Source organism: Devriesea agamarum, assembly GCF_900070355.1.
Taxonomy (GTDB): domain Bacteria; phylum Actinomycetota; class Actinomycetes; order Actinomycetales; family Dermabacteraceae; genus Devriesea; species Devriesea agamarum.
On the sequence record NZ_LN849456.1, the window covers coordinates 14,566 to 35,109 of the forward strand.

Here is a 20,544-nt window from a genome sequence, read left to right on the forward strand (position 1 = left end):
CGGTAACCGATGTGGTCGGTATCGCCGTGAAAGCGCCAACCGTTTTCTGCCGTAGGAGTGTGAATTGTCGATGTCGAGTGTGAACCCTGAGTTCGCGGGGAAAACATATCCCCCCGGGCCGGTGCATGTCGTTAGCGCAACAAAAATTGCCGAGTTTGCGCGGGCCACGGGCGCGAGTAGCTCCATCCATACTGATCCGAAAGCGGCAGCCCGCGCCGGATACCGAAACGTTGTGGCACCACCCACGTTCTTAGTCTCTCTCGCGCAGGCCACAGAAGCTCAGTACATCGAAGACCCGCAGGCTGGTATTGATTTTTCCCGTGTGGTGCACGGCGAAGAAGCATTTGTGCTCCATCGGGCGGTCATGGCCAACGACCGGCTCGTCCCGACACTCACCGTGGAACGTATTCGTGAAGCCGGTGGTCACGCCATGATTACGACTCGGGTGGATGTTCGTACGGAAGCGGGTGAGGATGTGGCCACCGTGCGGTCGGGCATCGTTGTCCGGGGCGAAGAATCACCGGAACGAACCACCTCGGAACGTACGGAGGATGCACAGTGAGTACCAACCATGATAAATCCGTCGTCGTTTTAGAAGACCTCGAGGTGGGCGCCGAAATTGGTCGGTGCCAGCAACATATTAGCCGGGCAGATCTGGTCCGGTATGCCGGGGCGTCGGGTGACTTTAACCCAATTCATTACAACGATGCGTTTGCTCAGGACGTTGGCCTGCCCGGAGTTATCGCCCACGGCATGCTGACCATGGGGCGGGCGATTACCCTGGTGCTCGATTGGATTGGAGACCCGGGCGCAATCTGCGAATACGGGGTGCGCTTTACCCGTCCGGTCCCCGTGCCTGCTCTCGGGGAAGCTGTTCTCGACGTGGTGGCGACCATTGGGGCTATCGATCTCGATGCATCCACGGCCCGAGTCGATCTCACGGTTTCGTTAGATGAACGCACCGTCTTAGGGCGGGCACGCACCGTTGTGGCGGTACCTCGCCGTGAACAGACCACGGGGTTGCCGACCTGATGTCCGTTGAGACATCCCAGCAGAATATCGACGGCGAAAGAAGCGGTGTGCACCACAGCAGCGGGGCAAAGCTTAAAGACCTCACCACTCTCCACATTGGCGGACCTGTTGCGGATTATGTGCAGGTTCATGACGAGGAGTCCTTAATTGAAGCCGTTCGGGACGCCGATGCGGCACAACGCCCCCTGCTCGTGCTCGGGGGAGGTTCAAACCTCATCGCCTCAGACGACCCCTTCGATGGCACTGTTGTGCACGTGCGTCCGCCTCTGGAATCGGATGAATCTGGGGTGAGATCAGCCCTCGCCCCGGAATGCGGCGGCATTATGGTTGAGCACTTTGCCGGGGTGTCGTGGGATGCGGCGGTTGCCCATGCGATCCAACACGAGCTGGTCGGTGTGGAGTGCCTTTCGGGGATCCCCGGGACGGTCGGTGCCACCCCGATCCAGAATGTCGGTGCCTATGGCCAGGATGTCTCTCAGAGCATCGCCCGGGTGAGAACATGGGATCGCCACACCGGGACCGTACGTACGTTCTGCGCGGCAGACTGCGAATTCGGATACCGCACGTCGATATTTAAACGCACGCCCTATCGGAACGACGCTGAGGGTTCGCCTTCACAGGTGGCGGGGGTGAGCACAGCCCCGTCGGAGCAGCCCGCTTCTTTTCCTGCTGAGAGTGGTACGGCATCGGCGCATATCGCCCCAACCGGCCGGTACGTGGTGCTGTCGGTCACGTTCCAGCACAGTCAGGGCGATTTATCGCGGCCAATTGAATATCCGGAGCTGGCTAAGGCTTTGAATGTCTCCGTCGGCCAGCGAGTGCCGATGACGCAGGTGCGCGAAGCGGTGTTGAACGTACGCCGGAAAAAAGCCATGGTGGTCGATCCGGGCGATCATGACACCTGGAGCGCAGGCTCGTTCTTCACCAATCCCATCGTGACGCCCGACGAGATGGCCGGTTTGCCGAAGGATGCGCCGCGCTTCCCACTCGCGGACGGTCGAGTTAAGACCAGTGCTGCATGGCTGATATCGCACGCTGGTTTGACCCGAGGCTTCGGTCTCAATGATCGTGCGACGCTGTCTGGACAGCATGTGCTGGCGTTGACGAACCGAGGCGGAGCATCGTCGGAGGATATCCGCGAGCTAGCGCTGTATGTCCGAGGCAAGGTGAGTGAATCCTTCGGAATCCACCTAGAAGTAGAACCAGTTCGACTGGGGATGCAGCTGTAGTCCAGAGCGCACCTCGGATGGCCTGTTGCCACCGAACGCGGCAAGCGTTCACATACCGGGGTTCGCGCACTCGAGACTCCACGCCGGCCTAGGATGGTGGGTGCACGGATCACCCCGCTAAGCACCCGCCAAGGAGCCCCTGTGAACGATGCCCTGTCCATCCTCGACCGCTCGCTTCCGCAGATTGATCCGGAGATCGCTGCGGTTCTCGACGCTGAGCTTGCCCGTCAGCAGGGCACGCTGGAGATGATCGCGAGTGAGAACTTCGTGCCGCGCGCTGTGCTGGAGGCACAAGGTTCAGTCCTTACCAATAAATACGCAGAGGGTTACCCGGGCAAGCGTTACTACGGGGGATGCGAAGAAGTCGATATCGCAGAGTCGCTGGCCATTAGCCGCGCTAAGGATCTGTTTGGTGCTGAGCATGCCAATGTTCAGCCCCATTCGGGTGCGACCGCTAATGCTGCTGTGATGCACGCGCTGGCGCGCGCGGGCGACACTCTCATGGGGCTTTCATTAGCTCATGGTGGACATCTCACCCACGGGATGAAAATTAACTTTTCCGGACGCCTCTACGACATCGTTGCGTACGAGGTCGATCCCGCGACCGGTCGTATCGATATGGACCGTGTGCGTGAGCAGGCGCTCGCCGCACGTCCGCAGGTGATTTGCGCCGGGTGGTCAGCGTATCCGCGGCAGCTGGACTTCCCAGCGTTCCGCGCTATTGCCGACGAAGTGGGCGCAAAACTGTGGGTGGATATGGCTCACTTCGCAGGTTTGGTCGCAGCGGGTTTGCATCCCAGCCCGGTGCCGTACGCGGATGTGGTCTCCACGACCGTGCATAAGACGCTAGCGGGGCCCCGGTCTGGCTTGATCCTGAGCACGCAAGAGTGGGCTAAGAAGATTGACTCCGCGGTTTTCCCTGGTCAACAGGGTGGTCCGCTCATGCATGTGATCGCTGCGAAGGCTGTGGCGTTGAAGATTGCCGCGGGCGAAGAATTCGCTGAACGGCAGCGCCGTACGCTTGAGGGTGCGCGTCTGTTGGCAGACCGTCTTCAGGCTTCAGATACCCGGACGGCTGGGATTTCAGTGCTGTCAGGTGGTACCGATGTGCACCTGGTTCTGGTTGACCTGCGCAATTCGCATCTGGACGGGCAGATGGCTGAAGACCTTCTGCATGAGGTAGGTATCACCGTCAACCGCAACGCGGTGCCGAACGATCCCCGCCCGCCACGGGTTACGTCCGGGTTGCGGATCGGTACTCCTGCACTGGCTACCCGCGGATTTGATGCGAAGGATTTTGAGGAGATCGCGGACATCATTGCTCTTGCGCTACTGCCGGGCGCCGACCTCCCGGCTCTGCGCGCTCGTGCCAGCCGTTTGGCCGAAAGTCGTCCGCTGTACCCGGGTCTGCGGCAATACTGACGAGTACACTCCGGTCTGCCCGGTGTGGTGAGCTGGGATAAGGCGAACACACCGGGCTAAGCCTTGGATAGAACGTGGCAGCACAGCAGAACGCGGCAATAACGGTTGACGAAGGAGACCCGGCCATGAGTGCACGTATTCTCGACGGTAAAGCGACAGCAGCCGAGATCAAACGAGATCTCGCTGAACGAGTGGACATTCTTAAGCAGCGAGGCGTGGTGCCGGGGCTTGGCACTGTGCTGGTGGGGGAGGATCCCGGAAGCCAGTGGTACGTCGCGGGAAAGCATAGGGATTGCGCGGAGGTGGGGATTTCCTCCATCCGCAAAGAACTGCCCGAGACCGTCACCCAGGCGGAGCTGGAAGCAGTGATCGATGAACTCAACGCCGACCCGGCGTGCACGGGGTATATCGTCCAGCTTCCGCTGCCAAAGCACCTGGATACAGACGCGATTCTCGAACGAATCGATCCGGCTAAGGACGCAGACGGATTACACCCCACCAATCTCGGGCGCCTCATCTTGAATGTGAACAGGCCAATTACCACCCCGCTGCCCTGCACTCCGCGCGGCGCGATCGACCTCATGCTGCGACACGGGATTGATCTGAACGGCGCCCATGTGGTGGTGATCGGACGGGGGGTCACTGTTGGACGCTCCATTGGGGCATTGCTGACGCGCCGAAATCTGAACGCCACGGTGACCCTCACTCATACCGGCACGAAAGACCTTCCCTCCCTGTTGCGTCAGGCCGACGTGATTGTGGCGGCTGCGGGGTCGGCCCGGCTGGTTGGGCCAGGCGATGTGAAGCCCGGTGCGGTGGTGCTCGATGTTGGTGTCTCCCGTGAGATTGACCCGGAGACTGGGAAGAAGAAAGTCGTGGGCGATGTGGATGTAGCGGTTCGTGAGGTTGCGGGCTGGATCTCTCCAAATCCCGGTGGGGTTGGGCCCATGACCCGGGCGCTGCTCCTAGCAAACGTGGTGGAAGCGGCGGAGCGGTCATTGACCGAGTCTGGTGATGCGGGATACTTGAGCGCATGAGTTTCACCGTCGCTACCGTTAACGTCAATGGCCTGCGCGCTGCGATGCGCAAAGGCATGTCTGAATGGCTCGCCAGCTGCGGAGCCGATGTCGTCACTATGCAGGAGGTTCGAGCGCCAGATGCACTGGTGGCGGGGCTTATCGGCGAGGACTGGCATGTGGTTCATTCCGAATCGGAAGCAAAGGGCCGCGCTGGGGTAGCCATTGCAACCCGTGAGCCCTATATGGCGACGCGTATAGGCGTGGGGCCTGAGCGGTTCGCAGCGACCGGTCGCTGGATTGAAGTTGATCTCGATAATCCGCTAGGTGATGGCAGCATGCTGACGGTGATCTCGGCCTACGTTCACACCGGTAATGCTGATGATCAGCAGAAAATGGATGACAAATACGCGTTCATGGACGCGATGGTTGACCGGATTGGTGCCCTGAGGGCAGACGGTCGGCATGTTCTGCTCACCGGTGATCTCAATGTCGCCCACCGCGAAGTTGATATTAAGAACTGGAAGGGCAATCTCAAAAAGGCCGGTTTCCTTCCGCAGGAACGCGCCTATTTTGATCGTCTTTTCGGCGACTTGGGGTGGGTGGATGTTCATCGCACGCTTGCGGGTGAAGGTCCTGGGCCGTATACCTGGTGGTCTAATCGGGGCCAGGCGTTTGATAATGACGCAGGCTGGCGGATTGACTATCACGTGGCGTCCTCTGAGCTGGCGGCAAAAGCTGTTGCTGCTCGGGTTGACCGTGCCCCCAGCTATGACACGCGTTGGTCAGACCACGCGCCCTTGGTGGTGACGTACAGCTGAAAGGCGCGCGGCTAATAGTGGGCTGTCCGAGGGTATTTCATACATGACATGGGCTTTCTCGCGTGAGTGCCGAGATATATAAGGTGTGCCCCTGAACACATTCGATGCTCAGGGGGCACGCCTTATGGAGTATTCATGATGTAGTAGCAGTAGCAGCTAATGGGGAGTAACTGCTCTTGGCGGCAGCAACTATTGTCAGTTGCGCTAAAGCTAGTAGCTGTAGCCACGTTAGAGGCCGGTATCCGTGAGAGTGCACAGCGTAATGTGTATGGACTGCTGCATTATCCGTGCGGGCGGGTCAGGAATCTTGGCGACCTTCTTTTATCATTCGTTCCGTCATCTCGACGGTTTCCTTCATCGCTTTCCGAACCTCACCGCTGGTCATCCCTGGTCGCCAAGGTGTTAACCACAGGATGAATGCAATTTCAGCGATAACGGCGGCGGCAACAGTTACGTACGCGGCCGGAGTGTTTCCTAGAGTGATAAGCGAGATTGGCACATAGGCGATGAGGCAGCTGACCAGGTTCATGATGGGAACTGGCCATCCGCCTGGTTGCGGATGCTCGTTCTTGTTAGCCCACCAATGATCAAAGAGTGCCGAAAAGGTCTCTTTGATGGCGAAACTTGCTGCCACAGTCAGGAAAACTAGTGAGTACTGTGGCGCATCAACGAAGAGCCAGCATGCAAGCATCGCGAGGACAAGCGCAAGAAAACCTATGAGCAAACCTGTGAAAAGATGCCCGAATATCAGTACCCAAAAGAAATGGGCTTCCATTCTGGATCTCGGGGCATGGTACCTCCTTAGCTAAAACATGCTGTAATGACACTATCGAATCCAAGAAGCATTTCGATGAGTTTGACTGCCTCCTCGCCAATGTCAACGATCGCATTGCCGTTATGGATAGCGCGTAAAATCCCCCGGACACTACCCCAAAGTTTTCGGGCATCTTTGATCCACTTGATCACCTTGGCTATAGGCACTCCATACTGAATGATGATCTTTGCGACCTCAATGCCGCAATGAATCCACGACACTCGGTTGGCAATGTCGGAACTGCGTGCAAGCCTTAGGCCATTAAGAGCCTTGGAAAGGTTGCGCTCGTAGTCAGGGGTGGTCTTTGGATCGGCGTTTTTAAGGTCCTCGGGAACGTTGTCCAGCGCCTTAATCAAACGGTCGAAGTCGGAATCCGCCATAACGGACTCAGGAAGACTTGCCGCTCGAGGCTGGGAAAGACCGCTATGGCTCACAGGAGAAGCGAACGCGGCTCCCGTGCCGCCGGAGACTGTGGCGGCGGTGAGGAGTGTTGCGCCTGTTATAAAGTTTCGGCGCTTCATGTTCCCTCGTTTCACCATTGTCGATATGGGGGACAGGTCACCGGTGTGTGGATATGGTAACTGTGCGCATGTCGTCTCGTCAACGGCCTTAGATGGCTATTTAGTTGTTTTGGTCAGGGCTGGTTGCGGTCCAGTGTGGTGAGGCAACTTTGCTGGCCGGCAAGGTCGAAATAGAAAGCTTAATCGCGAGCGGACACGGGTTCTCGCAGGTCAGTCGGCTAGAGAGGCCGAGTGATGAAGGTGCGTGCGTGAACGCAGGGAACTGCTTTCAACCGCTACCTTCGTATCTCGCCAGCTGCGCTGTATTTTACGAGTGGCTCAGCTCCGACGCGGCATGTGCACGCAGCTCACACAGAAACGTCTATGTAGAGACGCCGCGCTGGCGGCACACGGTTAGTGCCTCGCCAACACGGCGTCGCTACACGCAAGGTGTCACCGCATCCTCTCCATGACGCGAGGTTTTACACGCGTTCTTTAGATGCGTCCGCGGATAACGGCCTGCTTGACTTCCGCAATAGCCTGAGTGACCTGGATACCTCGCGGGCACGCCTCCGAACAGTTGAAGGTGGTCCGGCAACGCCAAACACCCTCGCGACTGTTGAGGATTTCAAGCCTTTGCTCAGCGGCATCGTCGCGCGAATCAAAGATGAACCGGTGGGCGTTAACGATTGCTGCCGGGCCGAAATACTGGCCGTCGGTCCAAAATACAGGGCACGATGAGGTGCAGGCGGCGCACAGAATGCATTTGGTGGTGTCATCAAATCGGGCGCGGTCTTCAGGGGACTGCAAGCGTTCCTGAGAAGGTTCCTGCCCGTGAGCGACCAGGAACGGCATGACCTCGCGGTAGGCATCGAAGAACGGTTCCATATCTACGATGAGGTCTTTGAGGACCGGGAGCCCCTTGATGGGTTCGATGACCACGGGCTTCTTCAGGTTCAGATCCTTCAAAAGCGTTTTGCAAGCTAAACGGTTGCGGCCGTTAATGCGCATCGCGTCTGAACCACACACCCCGTGGGCACAGGAACGCCGAAATGATAAGGAGCCATCGAGGCGCCACTTCACTTCGTGTAGCGCATCCAGAACGCGGTCGGTGCCGTACATCGTCAGAGTGTGTTCATCCCAGTAGTGACCGCGGTCGGACTCTGGGTCAAAACGTGCGATCCGCAGTGTGACCGAGAACGAGGGGATTTCTCCGGCGCCGCCCGACGAGGCGGTCGTAGCAGTCTGGGTGGGTGCGCTCATCAGAAGGTCCGCTCCTTCGGCTCGTATCGGGTGATGACGACGTCCTTGCGTCCGAGGCGGACGGAGGTGCCATCCTGGCCGTTACCGTCGAGGGTCTTATACGCCATGGTGTGCCACAGGAAGTTCACATCGTCGCGAGCGGTGAAGTCTTCCCTGAAGTGTCCGCCGCGTGACTCCTTGCGTTCCAGCGCGCCCAGGGCGATCACCTCGGCGAGGTCGAGCAAAAAGCCGAGCTCAATCCCTTCGAGGAGATCGAGGTTGAAACACTTGCCTTTGTCCTGGACGCTAACGGCCCGGTAGCGCTCGCGCAGGGCCTGAATGTCGCGCAGCGCCTTACGGCAGGTTTCATCAGTTCGGAAAACCTGGACGTTCGCATCCATGGTTTCTTGCAGATCGCGCCGGATATCAGCCACCCGATCGGTGGAGGTGCTGTGTGATCGCAGCTCGTCTAGGAGGTCAGCGGTGGGTTTCCATGCGTCATCGGGAAGGGCTGGAAGCTCAGCGGACATCGCGTATTCGGCGGCGGCAATGCCTGCGCGGCGCCCGAAGACGTTGATATCCAGCAGCGAGTTAGTTCCAAGCCGGTTCGCGCCGTGAACGGAGACGCAGGCAACCTCCCCGGCGGCATACAGGCCCGGGATCACGTCGTGTTCGTTGCGCAGCACCTCAGCGCTGATATTGGTGGGGATACCGCCCATCGTGTAATGCGCGGTGGGGTAGACGGGCACGGGTTCGGTGTAGGGCTCCACGCCTAAATATGTGCGGGCGAACTCGGTGATATCAGGAAGCTTCGCGTCAATATGTGCGGGCTCCAGGTGTGTGAGATCGAGGTACACATAGTCTTTATTGGGGCCGCAACCCCGCCCTTCGCGGACCTCGTTGGCCATAGCTCGCGCCACCACATCGCGTGGGGCGAGATCTTTAAGCGTGGGGGCGTACCGCTCCATGAACCGTTCCATCTCGCAGTTGCGCAAGATGGCGCCTTCTCCGCGCGCCGCCTCAGAGAGCAGGATTCCCAGACCGGCAAGACCGGTGGGATGGAACTGGTAGAACTCCATGTCTTCGAGCGGGATACCTCGGCGAAGAGCGATGGCTTGTCCGTCACCGGTTAAGGTGTGCGCGTTGGAGGTTGTCTTGTACACCTTGCCGGCACCGCCGGTCGCAAAAACAATCGATTTTGCCCGGAATATATGGAGTTCACCGGTTGCTAGCTCATAGGCGACCACACCCGCTGCACGGACATCGTCGTCGGTACGTGGATCTCCGGTGAGCACAATGTCCAGCACGTAGTACTCGTTGAAGAACTCCACGTGCTGCTTCACGCAGTTTTGGTAGAGGGTCTGCAAAATCATGTGGCCGGTGCGGTCAGCCGCATAGCATGCGCGCCGGACAGGGGCCTCGCCGTGCTCGCGGGTATGCCCGCCGAACCGCCGCTGATCGATGCGCCCTTCCGGGGTGCGGTTAAATGGCAGCCCCATCTTCTCTAGATCTAAAACGGCGTCGATAGCTTCTTTGGCCATGACTTCCGCGGCGTCCTGATCAACCAGGTAGTCGCCGCCCTTAACGGTGTCGTAGGTGTGCCACTCCCAGTTGTCTTCTTCGACGTTGGCCAGTGCGGCACACATACCGCCTTGGGCCGCTCCCGTATGGGAACGGGTCGGATACAGCTTGGTTAAAACCGCGGTGCGGGCACGGGTCGAAGATTCCAGTGCGGCGCGCATCCCAGCTCCGCCGGCACCGACGATCACGACATCGTACTTATGGGTCTGCATGGTGGTGAGCTCTCCCAGCTACTTAGCTTGTCGAGGTGGCCAGCGCGCAGGTGCGCGGCCGTCAGATTATGGCGTGGCGGTTACTTACAGATTGTCGGCAGCAGGCTCGGGTCGGCGCCGGATGGGCAGGGATCGAACGTGAAAATCACGAGGGTTCCCAGCACGACGGTGATAATGGCCGCTGCGTAAGTGATGAACTTCAGAACCTGCCGGGTTCCAGGACGCTCGGCGTAATCGTTAATGATGGTGCGCACGCCGTTGGTGCCGTGGATAAGGCCAAGCCACAGCATGAGCAGGTCCCACACCTGCCAGAAGGGGTTAGCCCACTTTCCGGCGACGAACGCGAAATCGATTGCTTTAACCCCTTGGCCGAGCCAGAGATTTACAAACAGGTGGCCGAACACCAAGATCACCAGCACCACACCGGAAATGCGCATAAACAACCATGAAAGCATCTCCATGTTGCCGGGGCCGCGCCCCGTCCGGCGGTAACGGCTCTTGGGGGCAGGAATCGTTGTTGTCACGGGTCAGCCTCCGAAGATGTGCATCAGGTGGCGGGGCAGGAATCCGGCCATCACGAGCGCCCAGGCGCCAAGCACAATCCACAGCATGAGCCGCTGGTGCTTGGGGCCGCGGGACCAGAAGTCCACGAGAATGATGCGCAGGCCGTTAAATGCGTGGAAGACGATGGCTGCAACCAGACCAGCTTCCCCCAGGCCGAAAATGACAGTTTTGTAATGGCCGATCACCTCGTTGTAGGCCACTGGTGACACTCTGACGAGTGCGGTGTCCAGAACGTGCACGAGGAGGAACAGGAAGATCAGCATCCCCGTGATGCGGTGAGCGACCCAGGACCACATCCCCTCGCGTCCGCGATAGAGCGTCCCGGCTTTGGCTGAAGCCACGAAAACAAGCCTCCCGGTAGATCCGACTCGGCGATGAGTGGACATCACGACGGCGAGGCCGCCATAGGTCCGCATCGGTGCCCGAGAGTCTTAATGATTCGCGGGCGAATCGCCGCGACCCCCGCACAACCCTGTGACCTGGACAACCGCCCTATGTGCAGTGTGCCGGGCGAACCGGCTTTCCGCGGCCTGGGAAATGACGGGGTGTCATGACGAATTCATCCTACTCCTGATGATGAGCGTGCGTGACCATGACGACTGTATTCTTTACCCATGGCACCCGTGGAGCGACCTGATCAAATTCGTGACCAGCAACGTCATACGTCTTCGCTCAACGTGACGCCGTCTGATCCGGATGCGTTGCAGGCGTTGCGCGACCGTCTAACCCCGGTGGTTCCAGCAGGCGGCGCCGGTACCCGGCTGTGGCCGTTATCTCGCCGTGAGCGTCCCAAGTTCTTGCTCGACCTCCTTGGAAGTGGACGGTCGTTACTGCAAGAGACGCTGGACCGGCTCACGCCTATCGCTGGTGATCGCACCATCGTGGTGACGGGTCATCACCATGCTGAACAGGTGCGCCACCAGGTTGGCTCGAGCGCCACCGTGCTCGCAGAGCCCTCCCCGCGTAACTCGATGCCTGCCATCGCGTTAGGGGCTGCGCTCGCCGCACGCCGAGATCCAGATGCGATTGTGGGATCGTTTGCCGCAGACCACTTGATTAGGGATGTTCCGGCATTTCACCGGGTTCTTGATCGGACCCTCATCGCCGCCGATGGGGGAGCGCTAGCGACGATCGGCATCACTCCGACACGTCCATCCACCGGCTTCGGATACATCGAGGTGCCCGCCGGAGCTGAGCCAGTCATCGCCGGCGATATCCCGGTGCTGCCGGTAGCCCGCTTCGTCGAAAAGCCCGACGCCGAGACCGCCGAGTGTTTCCTCGCATTTGGTACATTCCAATGGAACGCCGGCATGTTTGTGTGCCGAGCCGATGTGCTTCTGGCTGACCTCGATGACCTGATCCCGGGGCTCGCGCGCGGTGCGCGTCTCATCGCTGAGGCTATCGGCACCGAATGTGAAGCGGACACCTACGCTGAACAATGGCCCCAGATGATGTCCATCGCCATTGATCACGCGCTGGCTGAGCCATTAGCGGCCCGCGGGCGAGTGGTGGTAATCCCCGGAGAATTCGGATGGGACGATATCGGTGATTTTTCCTCGCTCGGGCGCCAACTGCGGAGCTTGAGCCGCGGGCGTGCGGTCACCCCCTCAGATTCCGATGACAACCTAGACGTGGTGGTGATCGGAGACGCAGATGTCGACGCGGTTGCCTCTCGCGCCACTGTCTACAGCGATACCGGTCAACGATTCGCCCTGGTAGGCCTGGACGGGGTCAGCGTTGTGCACACGGACGAGGTTCTGCTCGTCCTCGCGGACGCCCATGCGCAGAAACTCAGTGACCTCGTGAAGCAGCTGAGCGATCCGTCACTGCGATGAGCGTGTCGCTGCGGTTGCCCACCCCTCTGCGCAGTCGAAGTGCCCATAAAGAGCGCCGGTGACCAGGCAAAGAGCTTCGGTTTCATAACGGTTGCTTTCGGCCCGTTTTAGTCCCACGGAATGGCCCTTGGCGGACGGTAGCCTATTGCGTGTCCAGAAATCGGGTGCTGTCGCCCGGCCTGGAATCCCTGACCGGAGCCTAGACCTGGGGCAACCGGCCCGTTCACCCTGGAGGATGCACGTGAAAAACCTGACTCGCACCGCGGCGATCACCGGTGCCATGGCCCTTTTGCTTGGAGCGTGTGGCGCGCCCCCGAGCTCGTCGAACTCGTCCAGTTCAGGGGCTTCCGACGGCAGCTCAGCGGGCAAATTTAAAGCGTGCATGGTGTCCGACTCTGGCGGTTTTGACGATAAGTCGTTCAACGAATCGGGTAAGCGTGGTCTTGATGCCGCTCAAAAGCAACTGAGCATCGAAACCCAGACAGCGCAGTCCAAGAGCAACTCCGAATTCCTTCCCAACATCAACAACCTGGTGGGTTCCAAGTGTGACCTGGTGTTCACCGTTGGGTACCTTCTGGCTACCGCCACGGGTGATGCGGCGAAGGCAAACCCCAATGTCGAGTTCGCCATTATTGACTCCACTGCGCAGGATAAGAGCGGAAAGTCGATTGCGCTAAAGAACGTCAAGCCGATTGCTTTTGACACCGCACAAGCCGCGTTCCTCGCCGGATACCTTTCAGCCGGGATGTCCAAGACCGGCAAAGTCGCGACCTACGGCGGCATGAAGATCCCGTCGGTCACCGTATTCATGGATGGCTTCGCCGACGGGGTCAAGAAGTACAACGAGGTGCACGGCAAAGACGTGCACCTGCTCGGCTGGGAAAAAGCGAAGCAGGACGGCTCCTTCGTCGGCAGCTTTGAAGACCAGACCAAGGGCAAGGCTTTGACCGAAGGGTTCTACACCCAGGGCGCCGATATCGTGATGCCCGTGGCAGGACCGGTGGGAGCCGGAACGCTTGCCGCAGCTAAAGAAGCTCCGGGCCGCATGGTGGTCTGGGTCGACGCGGACGGTGTGCTGACCAACCCGGATGCGACGGGCGTTATTCTCACCTCGGTGATGAAAGGTATTTCACCCGCGGTCGAAGATGTCGCCAAGCAAGCCAAGGACAACAAGTTCGACAGCAAGGACTATGTTGGAACGCTGAAGAACGGCGGGGTCGATCTCTCGCCTTACCACGACTTCGACAGCAAAGTTCCGCAGGAGCTCAAGGACGAAGTTAAGCAGCTCAAGCAGGACATCATCGACGGAAAGATCAAGGTCGAGTCCGTCAGTTCCCCCAAGGCATAAGGCGAACCATCCTTAGCCTTATAGAGCCAACGCGCCCGTGGGTTTGGATATCCACGGGCGCGTTCGCTGGAAAGGTGAGCCATTGCCTGACGCTTAGGTTAGCTATACCTCTCCTTAGTGTTGTTGTGGCGCACGCGATACCGATGACCGGGTCCTGCGCTGGACCTGGTAATCTCCGGTCGTCACTAATCGCCCGTTGCATGAGAGTTTCATGAAATGGGTATCAGGCCAGCGGACCATCCGGTCGCCCGCACGAGGCGCATAGACGCCCCCGTGCACCGACGAGAAATGAGCGAGACGCGAGACCATGGAGCTCGAACTCAAAGGCATTACGAAGATCTTCGGATCGCTCGTAGCCAACGATCACATCGACTTAACGGTGAAGGCCGGTGAAATCCACTGCCTCCTTGGCGAGAACGGCGCCGGTAAGTCCACGCTAATGAACGTCCTCTACGGGCTGTACCAACCCGATGAAGGCGAGATCTTGCTGGACGGCAAACCCGTGTCCTTCTCAGGCCCGGGTGAAGCGATGGCTGCGGGGATCGGTATGGTGCACCAGCACTTCATGCTGATCCCGGTGTTCACCGTCGCCGAAAACGTCGTGCTCGGTCATGAACCGTTGAAAAAAGGTTTCCTCGACCTCGACGCAGCGCGCAAGCTCGTGCGGGAAATCTCCGACCGGTTCGGCTTCGATATTGACCCCGACGCCAAGGTTGAAGATCTACCGGTCGGTGCACAGCAGCGCGTCGAAATCATTAAGGCGCTGTCCCGGCGGGCTGAGGTGCTGGTCCTGGACGAGCCCACTGCGGTTCTCACCCCGCAGGAAACCGATGAACTGATGTCGATCATGTGCCAGCTGCGCGACGCCGGCACGTCGATCGTGTTCATCACCCACAAATTGCGTGAGGTGAGGGCCGTTGCCGACCGAATCACCGTCATCCGCCGGGGCGCCGTGGTTGGGACCGCAGATCCTTCCTCTGACCAGTCTGAACTCGCCTGTCTGATGGTGGGGCGTGCCGTCCGACTCGATGTTGAAAAAGCCCCGGCCGAGCCCGGAGAAGCCGCGCTGGTGGTTGAAGACCTCACCGTGCGCGAGGCCAGCGGAACCGTGGCGGTTGATCAGGCTAGCTTCAGTGTTCACCGGGGAGAAATCCTCGGCATTGCCGGTGTCCAAGGCAACGGTCAAACCGAACTCACCGAGGCTCTGCTCGGTCTCGCCGACGATGTCGTCGGATCCATTCGCCTGGATGGACAGGAACTCGTTGGACGCAGCACCCGCCAGATCCTGAACGCCGGGGTCGGTTTCGTGCCCGAAGACCGCACCCACGACGCCCTGGTGCCCACCTTCTCCGTCGCCGAAAATCTTGTGCTCGACCAGCACGACCGGCAGCCGTTCGGTGACGCGGTCAGCTTGCACCCGCGCGCCATCCGTGCAAATGCTCACGATCGGGTCAAGGAATACGACATCCGCACGTCGGGTATCGACCATGCGGTGACCACTCTGTCAGGCGGTAACCAGCAAAAGGTTGTGATGGCACGGGCATTGGGACGCAATCTCAGCCTGTTCATCGCAGCTCAGCCGACCCGCGGTGTTGACGTGGGATCCATCGAATTCCTGCACGGACGCATCGTTACCGAACGCGACAAAGGCACGCCCGTCATTATCGTCTCCACCGAATTAGACGAGATCTGCCAGTTGTCTGATCGGATCGCGGTCATGTATCGCGGCGCGATCCTCGGCATCGTGCCGGGTCACGAAAGCCGAGATGTGCTCGGGCTCATGATGGCGGGATACACCGCCGACGCGGCTCGAGAGGCTGTGGCGGCCGGCGCCCGCACCGCCGACTCGAAGCTTGCCGAAGAAGGAGAAATCGCGTGAAGTCCTCGCCGACACCACTGGCCCAGAAAATAGGGCGCAGCAACGTCCTGGTGGTGATCGCCTCGTTCATCGTGGCATTTCTTATCGGGTCGATTCTGATCCTGGTTGTCAACCCCCAGGTTCAAAGCAGCGTGCAGTATTTCTTTGCGCGCCCCACCGACACCTTTGTGGCGGGCTGGAACGCGATCGCTGACGCCTACTCCGCAATGTTCCGCGGAGCGATCTTCGATTATCACGCTCCGGATCCCATCGCCCAGTGGCGCCCCTTAACCGAGACCTTGGTTGTGGCAACGCCCCTGATCATTGCCTCCATCGGTATCGGGATCGGTTTCCGCGCCGGTCTGTTTAACATCGGTGGAACCGGTCAGCTGATCGTCGGCGCGATCGCCTCCGCGTGGGTTGGTTTCGCCCTGCACATGCCGCCCGTTATCCACCTGCTGGTGGCGCTGCTCGCGGGCGTGGTCGCGGGCGGTATCTGGGGCGGTATCGCTGGGTTCCTAAAAGCGCGCTTTGGTTCCAATGAGGTCATCACGACCATCATGCTGAACTGGGTCGCCACCTACTTGCTGGCATATCTGCTGACCACCAAGGCATTTACTGGTGAAAATATTGCCCAGCCGACATCCCCCGCGGTCGACAACACCGCGACCCTGCCGCTGATGTTCCCGAGCCTCGGCTACCGCCTGCACTGGGGGCTTGTGATCGTGGCCTTGGCGGCTGTGTTCCTGTGGTGGCTGATGAACCGCTCTGTTCTCGGTTTCCGTTTCCGGGCAGTTGGCTCCAACCCGCGGGCCTGTGAGGTCGCCGGTGTCAACGTCGGCAGGACTTCTTTCTACGTGATGATGGTCGCCGGTGCCGTGGTCGGTCTCGCGGGTGCAGTGCACCTGCTGGGCACGGAACAACGGCTCGATGACGGAGTCGCCGGAAGCGTCGGCTTCGATGCGATCACGGTGGCGCTACTCGGGCGGTCCGGACCGGTGGGCATTGTGCTGGCGGGTCTGCTGTTCGCGGCATTGGGCGTGGGTGGACGCTACATGGAAACCACCCAGGGTGTCCCCATCGACCTGGTCCAGGTGATCCAGGCATTGGTCGTGCTGTTTATTGCGGCACCTCCGCTGGTTCGCACGATGACCGGCCTTGGATGGCTGTCCCGGCGAGGACAATCAACCTCAGCTGAGGAATCCGTAGACACCAGCAAAACCACTATTGCCGATACGGAGAAGTCCGGAAACGGCTCCGGGGTGACCGGTACAGACAAAGCACAGGCTGCCGACCAACAGCCCGGTACGACGGGAGAGACGCGATGAGCACCACCTCCATAACCAATGGGCCGCTGCCCGACGCCGATGCCCCGATTCAGCCGGTGATCGCACAAGAACGCCTGAAATCGTGGTGGCACACGCCAACCACACTGACGGTGTTCGGTCTGATTGCGCTGATTGGATTCGGTATTCTCGCCCCCGGCGGCAGCTGGGATTCAACCCTGCATATCGCGACAGACCGCGACCTGCTGGCCGTGCCCGACATCGCTGTGCCAGCGCAGCTCACCTCGGTGATTCTGGCCGTGGTCTGCTTGGTGATTGCAGGTGTGACCTGGTGGCTCGCCTTCCGCTATCCGGTGGTGCGCCCCGCCCTGCGGGCAACCCTGCTGGTTCTCTTCGGGATTTTCTGGGTGTTGTCATTCCTGGTTTGGATCGTGGTAGGGCAAACCCTCGATCTCACCGCACTGTTGCAGTCCACACTGGCACTCGCAGTGCCGCTGGTGTTCGGCTCACTCTCGGGTGTTCTGAGTGAACGAGCAGGCGTGGTGAATATTGCGATTGAAGGGCAGCTGCTGTTCGGAGCATTTGGAGCCGCGATCCTCGCCTCGATGACTGGTAACCCATGGCTTGGAATCATCGCCGCACCGATTATGGCGCTGGTCATTGGCGTGCTGCTGGCCCTGTTCGCAGTTGGCTACCACGTGCAGCAGATCATTGTCGGCGTCGTTCTCAACGTGCTGGCGATTGGTCTGACCAGCTTCTTCTTCAGCACGGTGATGAAGGCTCATCCCGAGATGCTCAACACCCCGACGCGTCTGCCAAATCTTCCAATCCCGGGTCTTTCGCACATCCCCCTGATTGGGCCGGTGCTGTTTAACCAGAACATCCTCGTGTATCTGATGTACGTGATCGTGGTGGTTTTGACCGTCGCGCTCTACCGCACCCGCTGGGGTCTGCGCGTTCGAGCCGTGGGCGAGCATCCTCTGGCTGCCGATACCGTTGGTATTAATGTGAGCCGGACCCGCTGGTCAAACGTGCTTTTGGGCTCTGCTGTGGCAGGTCTTGGCGGCGCTACCCTGACTATCGGCACCGGTGTCGCCTTCGGTGAGGAAATGTCAGCGGGTAAGGGCTATATTGCGCTGGCTGCCATGATTCTTGGCCGCTACAACCCGATTGGTGCAGTGTGCGCGGCGCTGTTCTTCGCGTTCGCCGACGCCTTACAGCTGCGGCTTGGGATTTTGAAGACGGTGGCGGTTCCCGACGGGCTAGACAAGTTCACGTTGCCGGGTGAGTTCCTGCTGATGCTGCCGTACATCGTGACGCTGTTTGCGGTCGCCGGATTCGTCGGCCGTGTGCGGGTGCCCGCAGCCGACGGAGAGCCCTACATTAAGCAGTGACGGTTGCTGCCGACGCTGATGACTGCCGTGCGCGGTGACATTTGCGACCGCATGTCACCGCGCGTCGGCACGAGGCGATATTTCGCGTGCCTCGACGGCGGGGGACGCAGCGATGACCGGGAAAGTTGATTACATGGATAATGCGGGCTTAAATGCTCATCCACATTGCACCTCTGACCAGGGGCGGAACCGCGACGCCGATGCTCAGCGCACCGAGTGGGATGGGCTCCTTCACCACGCACGAACGATGCGTCAGCGTGCCTATGCGCCATATTCACGATTCCAGGTGGGTGCTGCTGCGCTCACAGATGACGGCCGACTGATCGGTGGCTGCAACGTTGAAAACGCTGGGTATGGCGTGACTCTCTGCGCCGAATGCGGTTTAATCTCAGATCTCATCGCTGGCGGAGGGGGCAAACTCACCGCGTTCGTGTGCGTTGGCGCGAATGAAAATCACGATGGCCCAGCTCCCATTGTGATGCCATGCGGACGATGCCGTCAGCTGCTCTCCGAGCATTCTGCCCCCAGTTTGGTGGTGCTAACTCCCAAAGGGGAGCGCACCATGGCAGAAGTCCTGCCCGAGGCCTTCGGACCGGACTCTCTGTAGCGATAAATTGGTTCGTCTACGGCTTTGGTGCAGACACACTTTGCGTGCCACCGCCTAACACCTCTAGTCAATCCCGTTGTCCACTAAAAGCTCCCGGCTATTTCACCGATCACGGAGGATCTAATGACCGAAAATCAGCACGTTGCTGAGCCCACGTCCACTACCGATGCCGGGACATCTGCGCCACACACAGCTGAGGCTTTTGACGCGGTTGACATTATCCGCACTAAACGTGACGGGGGTGAGCTCACTCCCGAACAAATTGACTGGGTTATTGATGCCTTTACCCGCGGAGTGGTGGCTGATTACCAGATGTCAGCATTGGGGATGGCAATTCTCCTGCGGGGGATGAACCGCGGTGAAATTGCGCGCTGGACCCACGCCATGATCGCCTCCGGCGAGCGTATGGATTTCTCCTCCCTCAGCCGCACTACCGTAGATAAGCACTCCACGGGCGGGGTCGGTGACAAAATCACCTTGCCGCTGGCACCGTTGGTTGCCTGCTACGGCGTTGCGGTGCCACAGCTGTCGGGTCGAGGGCTCGGCCACACCGGCGGTACCTTAGACAAACTTGAATCCATTCCCGGTTGGCGGGCGCTGCTGTCCAACGAGGAAATGATGCGGCAGCTGGAGGATGTCGGCGCGGTGATTTGCGGGGCGGGAAGCGGCCTAGCGCCAGCAGACAAAAAGCTTTACGCCCTGCGCGATGTCACCGCGACGGTCGAGGCGATTCCGCTGATTGCTTCGTCCATCATGAGCAAGAAGATTGCCGAAGGCACCGCGAGCCTGGTGCTTGACGTCAAAGTTGGCTCGGGTGCCTTTATGAAGACCGAGGATAGCGCGCGTGAGCTCGCCCGCACCATGGTCGATCTCGGCACCGATGCCGGGGTCAAGACAATCGCTTTACTCACGGACATGTCGACCCCACTTGGTTTGACCGCTGGTAATGCGCTGGAGGTGCGCGAGAGCCTTGAGGTCTTGGCCGGAGGTGGTCCCAAGGACGTGGTTGATCTGACGGTGGCGCTGGCCTGCGAGATGCTTGGAGCAGCGGGAGTCACGGGTGTTGATCCGGCCGAGGCGCTCGCTGACGGCCGGGCTATGGATGTGTGGCGTCGGATGATTACCGCTCAGGGTGGGGATCCCGATGCGCCGCTACCGGTTGCCTCCCACACCCATGAGGTGCGGGCTGATGCCGACGGTATGGTGACCGCTGTGGACGCGATGCCGGTGGCATTGGCTGCATGGAGGCTGGGCGCTGGGCGCGAACGGCAAGGTGAGCCGGTGCAGTTCGGGGCCGGGGTGGAGCTACACAAGACCGTTGGAGACAGCGTGCGGGCTGGCGACGTGCTGGCGACCCTGCACACCGACACTCCGGAACGGTTCGATCGTGCGCTGTCCTCACTTGAGGGTGCGTGGAGCATCGATGACGTTCCGTCGGTGCCAGAACGCACCATCGTGCTGGACCGGATTTCTTAAACGTGTAGGTACCCCGACCCGCGATGATCGGTTCCTCTCGTCGGGTCGGGGTTTTCCTGCGCACCGGGGATGGGGAGTGGTCTCATGTGAGTCGTCACCGTGTGGGCACGTCTGGCGCAGACAGGATCCGGGGCCTGGACCTGGGTCTAAGTGCCTAAATCGCTGACCGTCTCACGCCTCAAATTCAGGTGTAAAGTCGCAGGTAAAAGCCGTATTCACCGATATCTTGATGGTAATTCCCAGGTATTTTTGAGGATTACTGTGACATAGTCGGCCCTCGTGACCGTTATCGCCTCAGGGAAGAGCG

Annotated in this window: 19 protein-coding genes; 13 read left to right on the forward strand and 6 right to left on the reverse strand. The window is 59.9% G+C overall.

What is annotated here, in order from left to right; translation table 11 throughout:
• Positions 1-70 precede the first annotated feature (70 nt).
• The 6 genes from BN1724_RS00080 to BN1724_RS00105 all read left to right on the forward strand — a co-directional run bounded on the left by BN1724_RS00080 (position 71) and on the right by BN1724_RS00105 (position 5,520).
• Positions 71-562: an FAS1-like dehydratase domain-containing protein gene (locus tag BN1724_RS00080; RefSeq protein ID WP_058233741.1), complete on the forward strand. Its 492-nt coding sequence runs from the start codon at positions 71-73 to the stop codon at positions 560-562.
• The gene (locus tag BN1724_RS00085; protein WP_058233742.1) at positions 559-1,032 is read left to right on the forward strand and encodes a MaoC family dehydratase; all 474 of its coding nucleotides are present in this window, start codon (positions 559-561) and stop codon (positions 1,030-1,032) included. Before BN1724_RS00080 ends, BN1724_RS00085 begins: the two co-directional genes overlap by 4 nt.
• Positions 1,032-2,261, forward strand: coding sequence for a UDP-N-acetylmuramate dehydrogenase (locus tag BN1724_RS00090; protein ID WP_084252582.1), 1,230 nt, complete (start codon positions 1,032-1,034; stop codon positions 2,259-2,261). Before BN1724_RS00085 ends, BN1724_RS00090 begins: the two co-directional genes overlap by 1 nt.
• A 153-nt stretch (positions 2,262-2,414) precedes the next feature.
• A complete protein-coding gene (gene glyA, locus BN1724_RS00095) occupies positions 2,415-3,683 on the forward strand; it encodes a serine hydroxymethyltransferase (RefSeq protein WP_058235612.1) in 1,269 nt (422 codons plus the stop codon).
• A gap of 125 nt (positions 3,684-3,808) precedes the next feature.
• Positions 3,809-4,720, forward strand: a complete 912-nt coding sequence (locus BN1724_RS00100; protein WP_058233743.1) for a bifunctional methylenetetrahydrofolate dehydrogenase/methenyltetrahydrofolate cyclohydrolase — start codon at positions 3,809-3,811, stop codon at positions 4,718-4,720.
• A complete protein-coding gene (locus BN1724_RS00105; protein WP_058233744.1) occupies positions 4,717-5,520 on the forward strand; it encodes an exodeoxyribonuclease III in 804 nt (267 codons plus the stop codon). Before BN1724_RS00100 ends, BN1724_RS00105 begins: the two co-directional genes overlap by 4 nt.
• Positions 5,521-5,818: 298 nt before the next feature.
• On the opposite strand, the gene BN1724_RS00110 is transcribed toward BN1724_RS00105, so the two are convergent.
• From BN1724_RS00110 to sdhC, 6 genes are all read right to left on the reverse strand, one after another.
• The gene (locus tag BN1724_RS00110) at positions 5,819-6,295 is read right to left on the reverse strand and encodes a hypothetical protein (RefSeq protein ID WP_058233745.1); all 477 of its coding nucleotides are present in this window, start codon (positions 6,293-6,295) and stop codon (positions 5,819-5,821) included.
• Between the two features lie 26 nt (positions 6,296-6,321).
• Positions 6,322-6,855 (reverse strand): hypothetical protein, encoded by a 534-nt coding sequence (locus BN1724_RS00115; protein ID WP_157085689.1) that lies wholly within the window; start codon positions 6,853-6,855, stop codon positions 6,322-6,324.
• Positions 6,856-7,329: 474 nt separating this feature from the next.
• Positions 7,330-8,097: a succinate dehydrogenase iron-sulfur subunit gene (locus tag BN1724_RS00120; protein ID WP_058233747.1), complete on the reverse strand. Its 768-nt coding sequence runs from the start codon at positions 8,095-8,097 to the stop codon at positions 7,330-7,332.
• On the reverse strand, positions 8,097-9,869 hold the full coding sequence (gene sdhA / locus BN1724_RS00125; RefSeq protein ID WP_058233748.1) for a succinate dehydrogenase flavoprotein subunit: 1,773 nt from the start codon (positions 9,867-9,869) through the stop codon (positions 8,097-8,099). Before sdhA ends, BN1724_RS00120 begins: the two co-directional genes overlap by 1 nt.
• 80 nt (positions 9,870-9,949) lie before the next feature.
• Entirely contained in the window at positions 9,950-10,393 is a 444-nt protein-coding gene (locus BN1724_RS00130; RefSeq protein ID WP_058233749.1) for a succinate dehydrogenase hydrophobic membrane anchor subunit, read from the reverse strand.
• Between the two features lie 3 nt (positions 10,394-10,396).
• Positions 10,397-10,774 (reverse strand): succinate dehydrogenase, cytochrome b556 subunit, encoded by a 378-nt coding sequence (gene sdhC / locus BN1724_RS00135; protein ID WP_084253052.1) that lies wholly within the window; start codon positions 10,772-10,774, stop codon positions 10,397-10,399.
• A gap of 273 nt (positions 10,775-11,047) precedes the next feature.
• Between sdhC and BN1724_RS00140 the strand changes: the two genes are divergently transcribed.
• The 7 genes from BN1724_RS00140 to BN1724_RS00170 all read left to right on the forward strand — a co-directional run bounded on the left by BN1724_RS00140 (position 11,048) and on the right by BN1724_RS00170 (position 20,237).
• On the forward strand, positions 11,048-12,268 hold the full coding sequence (locus BN1724_RS00140) for a mannose-1-phosphate guanylyltransferase (RefSeq protein ID WP_084252586.1): 1,221 nt from the start codon (positions 11,048-11,050) through the stop codon (positions 12,266-12,268).
• Between the two features lie 241 nt (positions 12,269-12,509).
• On the forward strand, positions 12,510-13,616 hold the full coding sequence (locus tag BN1724_RS00145; protein WP_058233750.1) for a BMP family lipoprotein: 1,107 nt from the start codon (positions 12,510-12,512) through the stop codon (positions 13,614-13,616).
• 307 nt (positions 13,617-13,923) lie between these two features.
• Positions 13,924-15,495, forward strand: coding sequence for an ABC transporter ATP-binding protein (locus BN1724_RS00150; protein WP_058233751.1), 1,572 nt, complete (start codon positions 13,924-13,926; stop codon positions 15,493-15,495).
• Complete coding sequence (locus BN1724_RS00155) at positions 15,492-16,802, forward strand: ABC transporter permease (protein ID WP_058233752.1); 1,311 nt, start codon at positions 15,492-15,494, stop codon at positions 16,800-16,802. Before BN1724_RS00150 ends, BN1724_RS00155 begins: the two co-directional genes overlap by 4 nt.
• Positions 16,799-18,154 carry an ABC transporter permease gene (locus BN1724_RS00160; RefSeq protein ID WP_058233753.1) on the forward strand — a complete coding sequence of 452 codons (1,356 nt, stop codon included), beginning with the start codon at positions 16,799-16,801 and terminating at the stop codon, positions 18,152-18,154. The genes BN1724_RS00155 and BN1724_RS00160 overlap by 4 nt, the downstream gene beginning before the upstream one ends.
• A 247-nt stretch (positions 18,155-18,401) precedes the next feature.
• Positions 18,402-18,761, forward strand: a complete 360-nt coding sequence (locus BN1724_RS00165; protein ID WP_058235615.1) for a cytidine deaminase — start codon at positions 18,402-18,404, stop codon at positions 18,759-18,761.
• Between the two features lie 123 nt (positions 18,762-18,884).
• On the forward strand, positions 18,885-20,237 hold the full coding sequence (locus BN1724_RS00170; RefSeq protein ID WP_058233754.1) for a thymidine phosphorylase: 1,353 nt from the start codon (positions 18,885-18,887) through the stop codon (positions 20,235-20,237).
• The last annotated feature ends 307 nt before the right edge of the window (positions 20,238-20,544 follow it).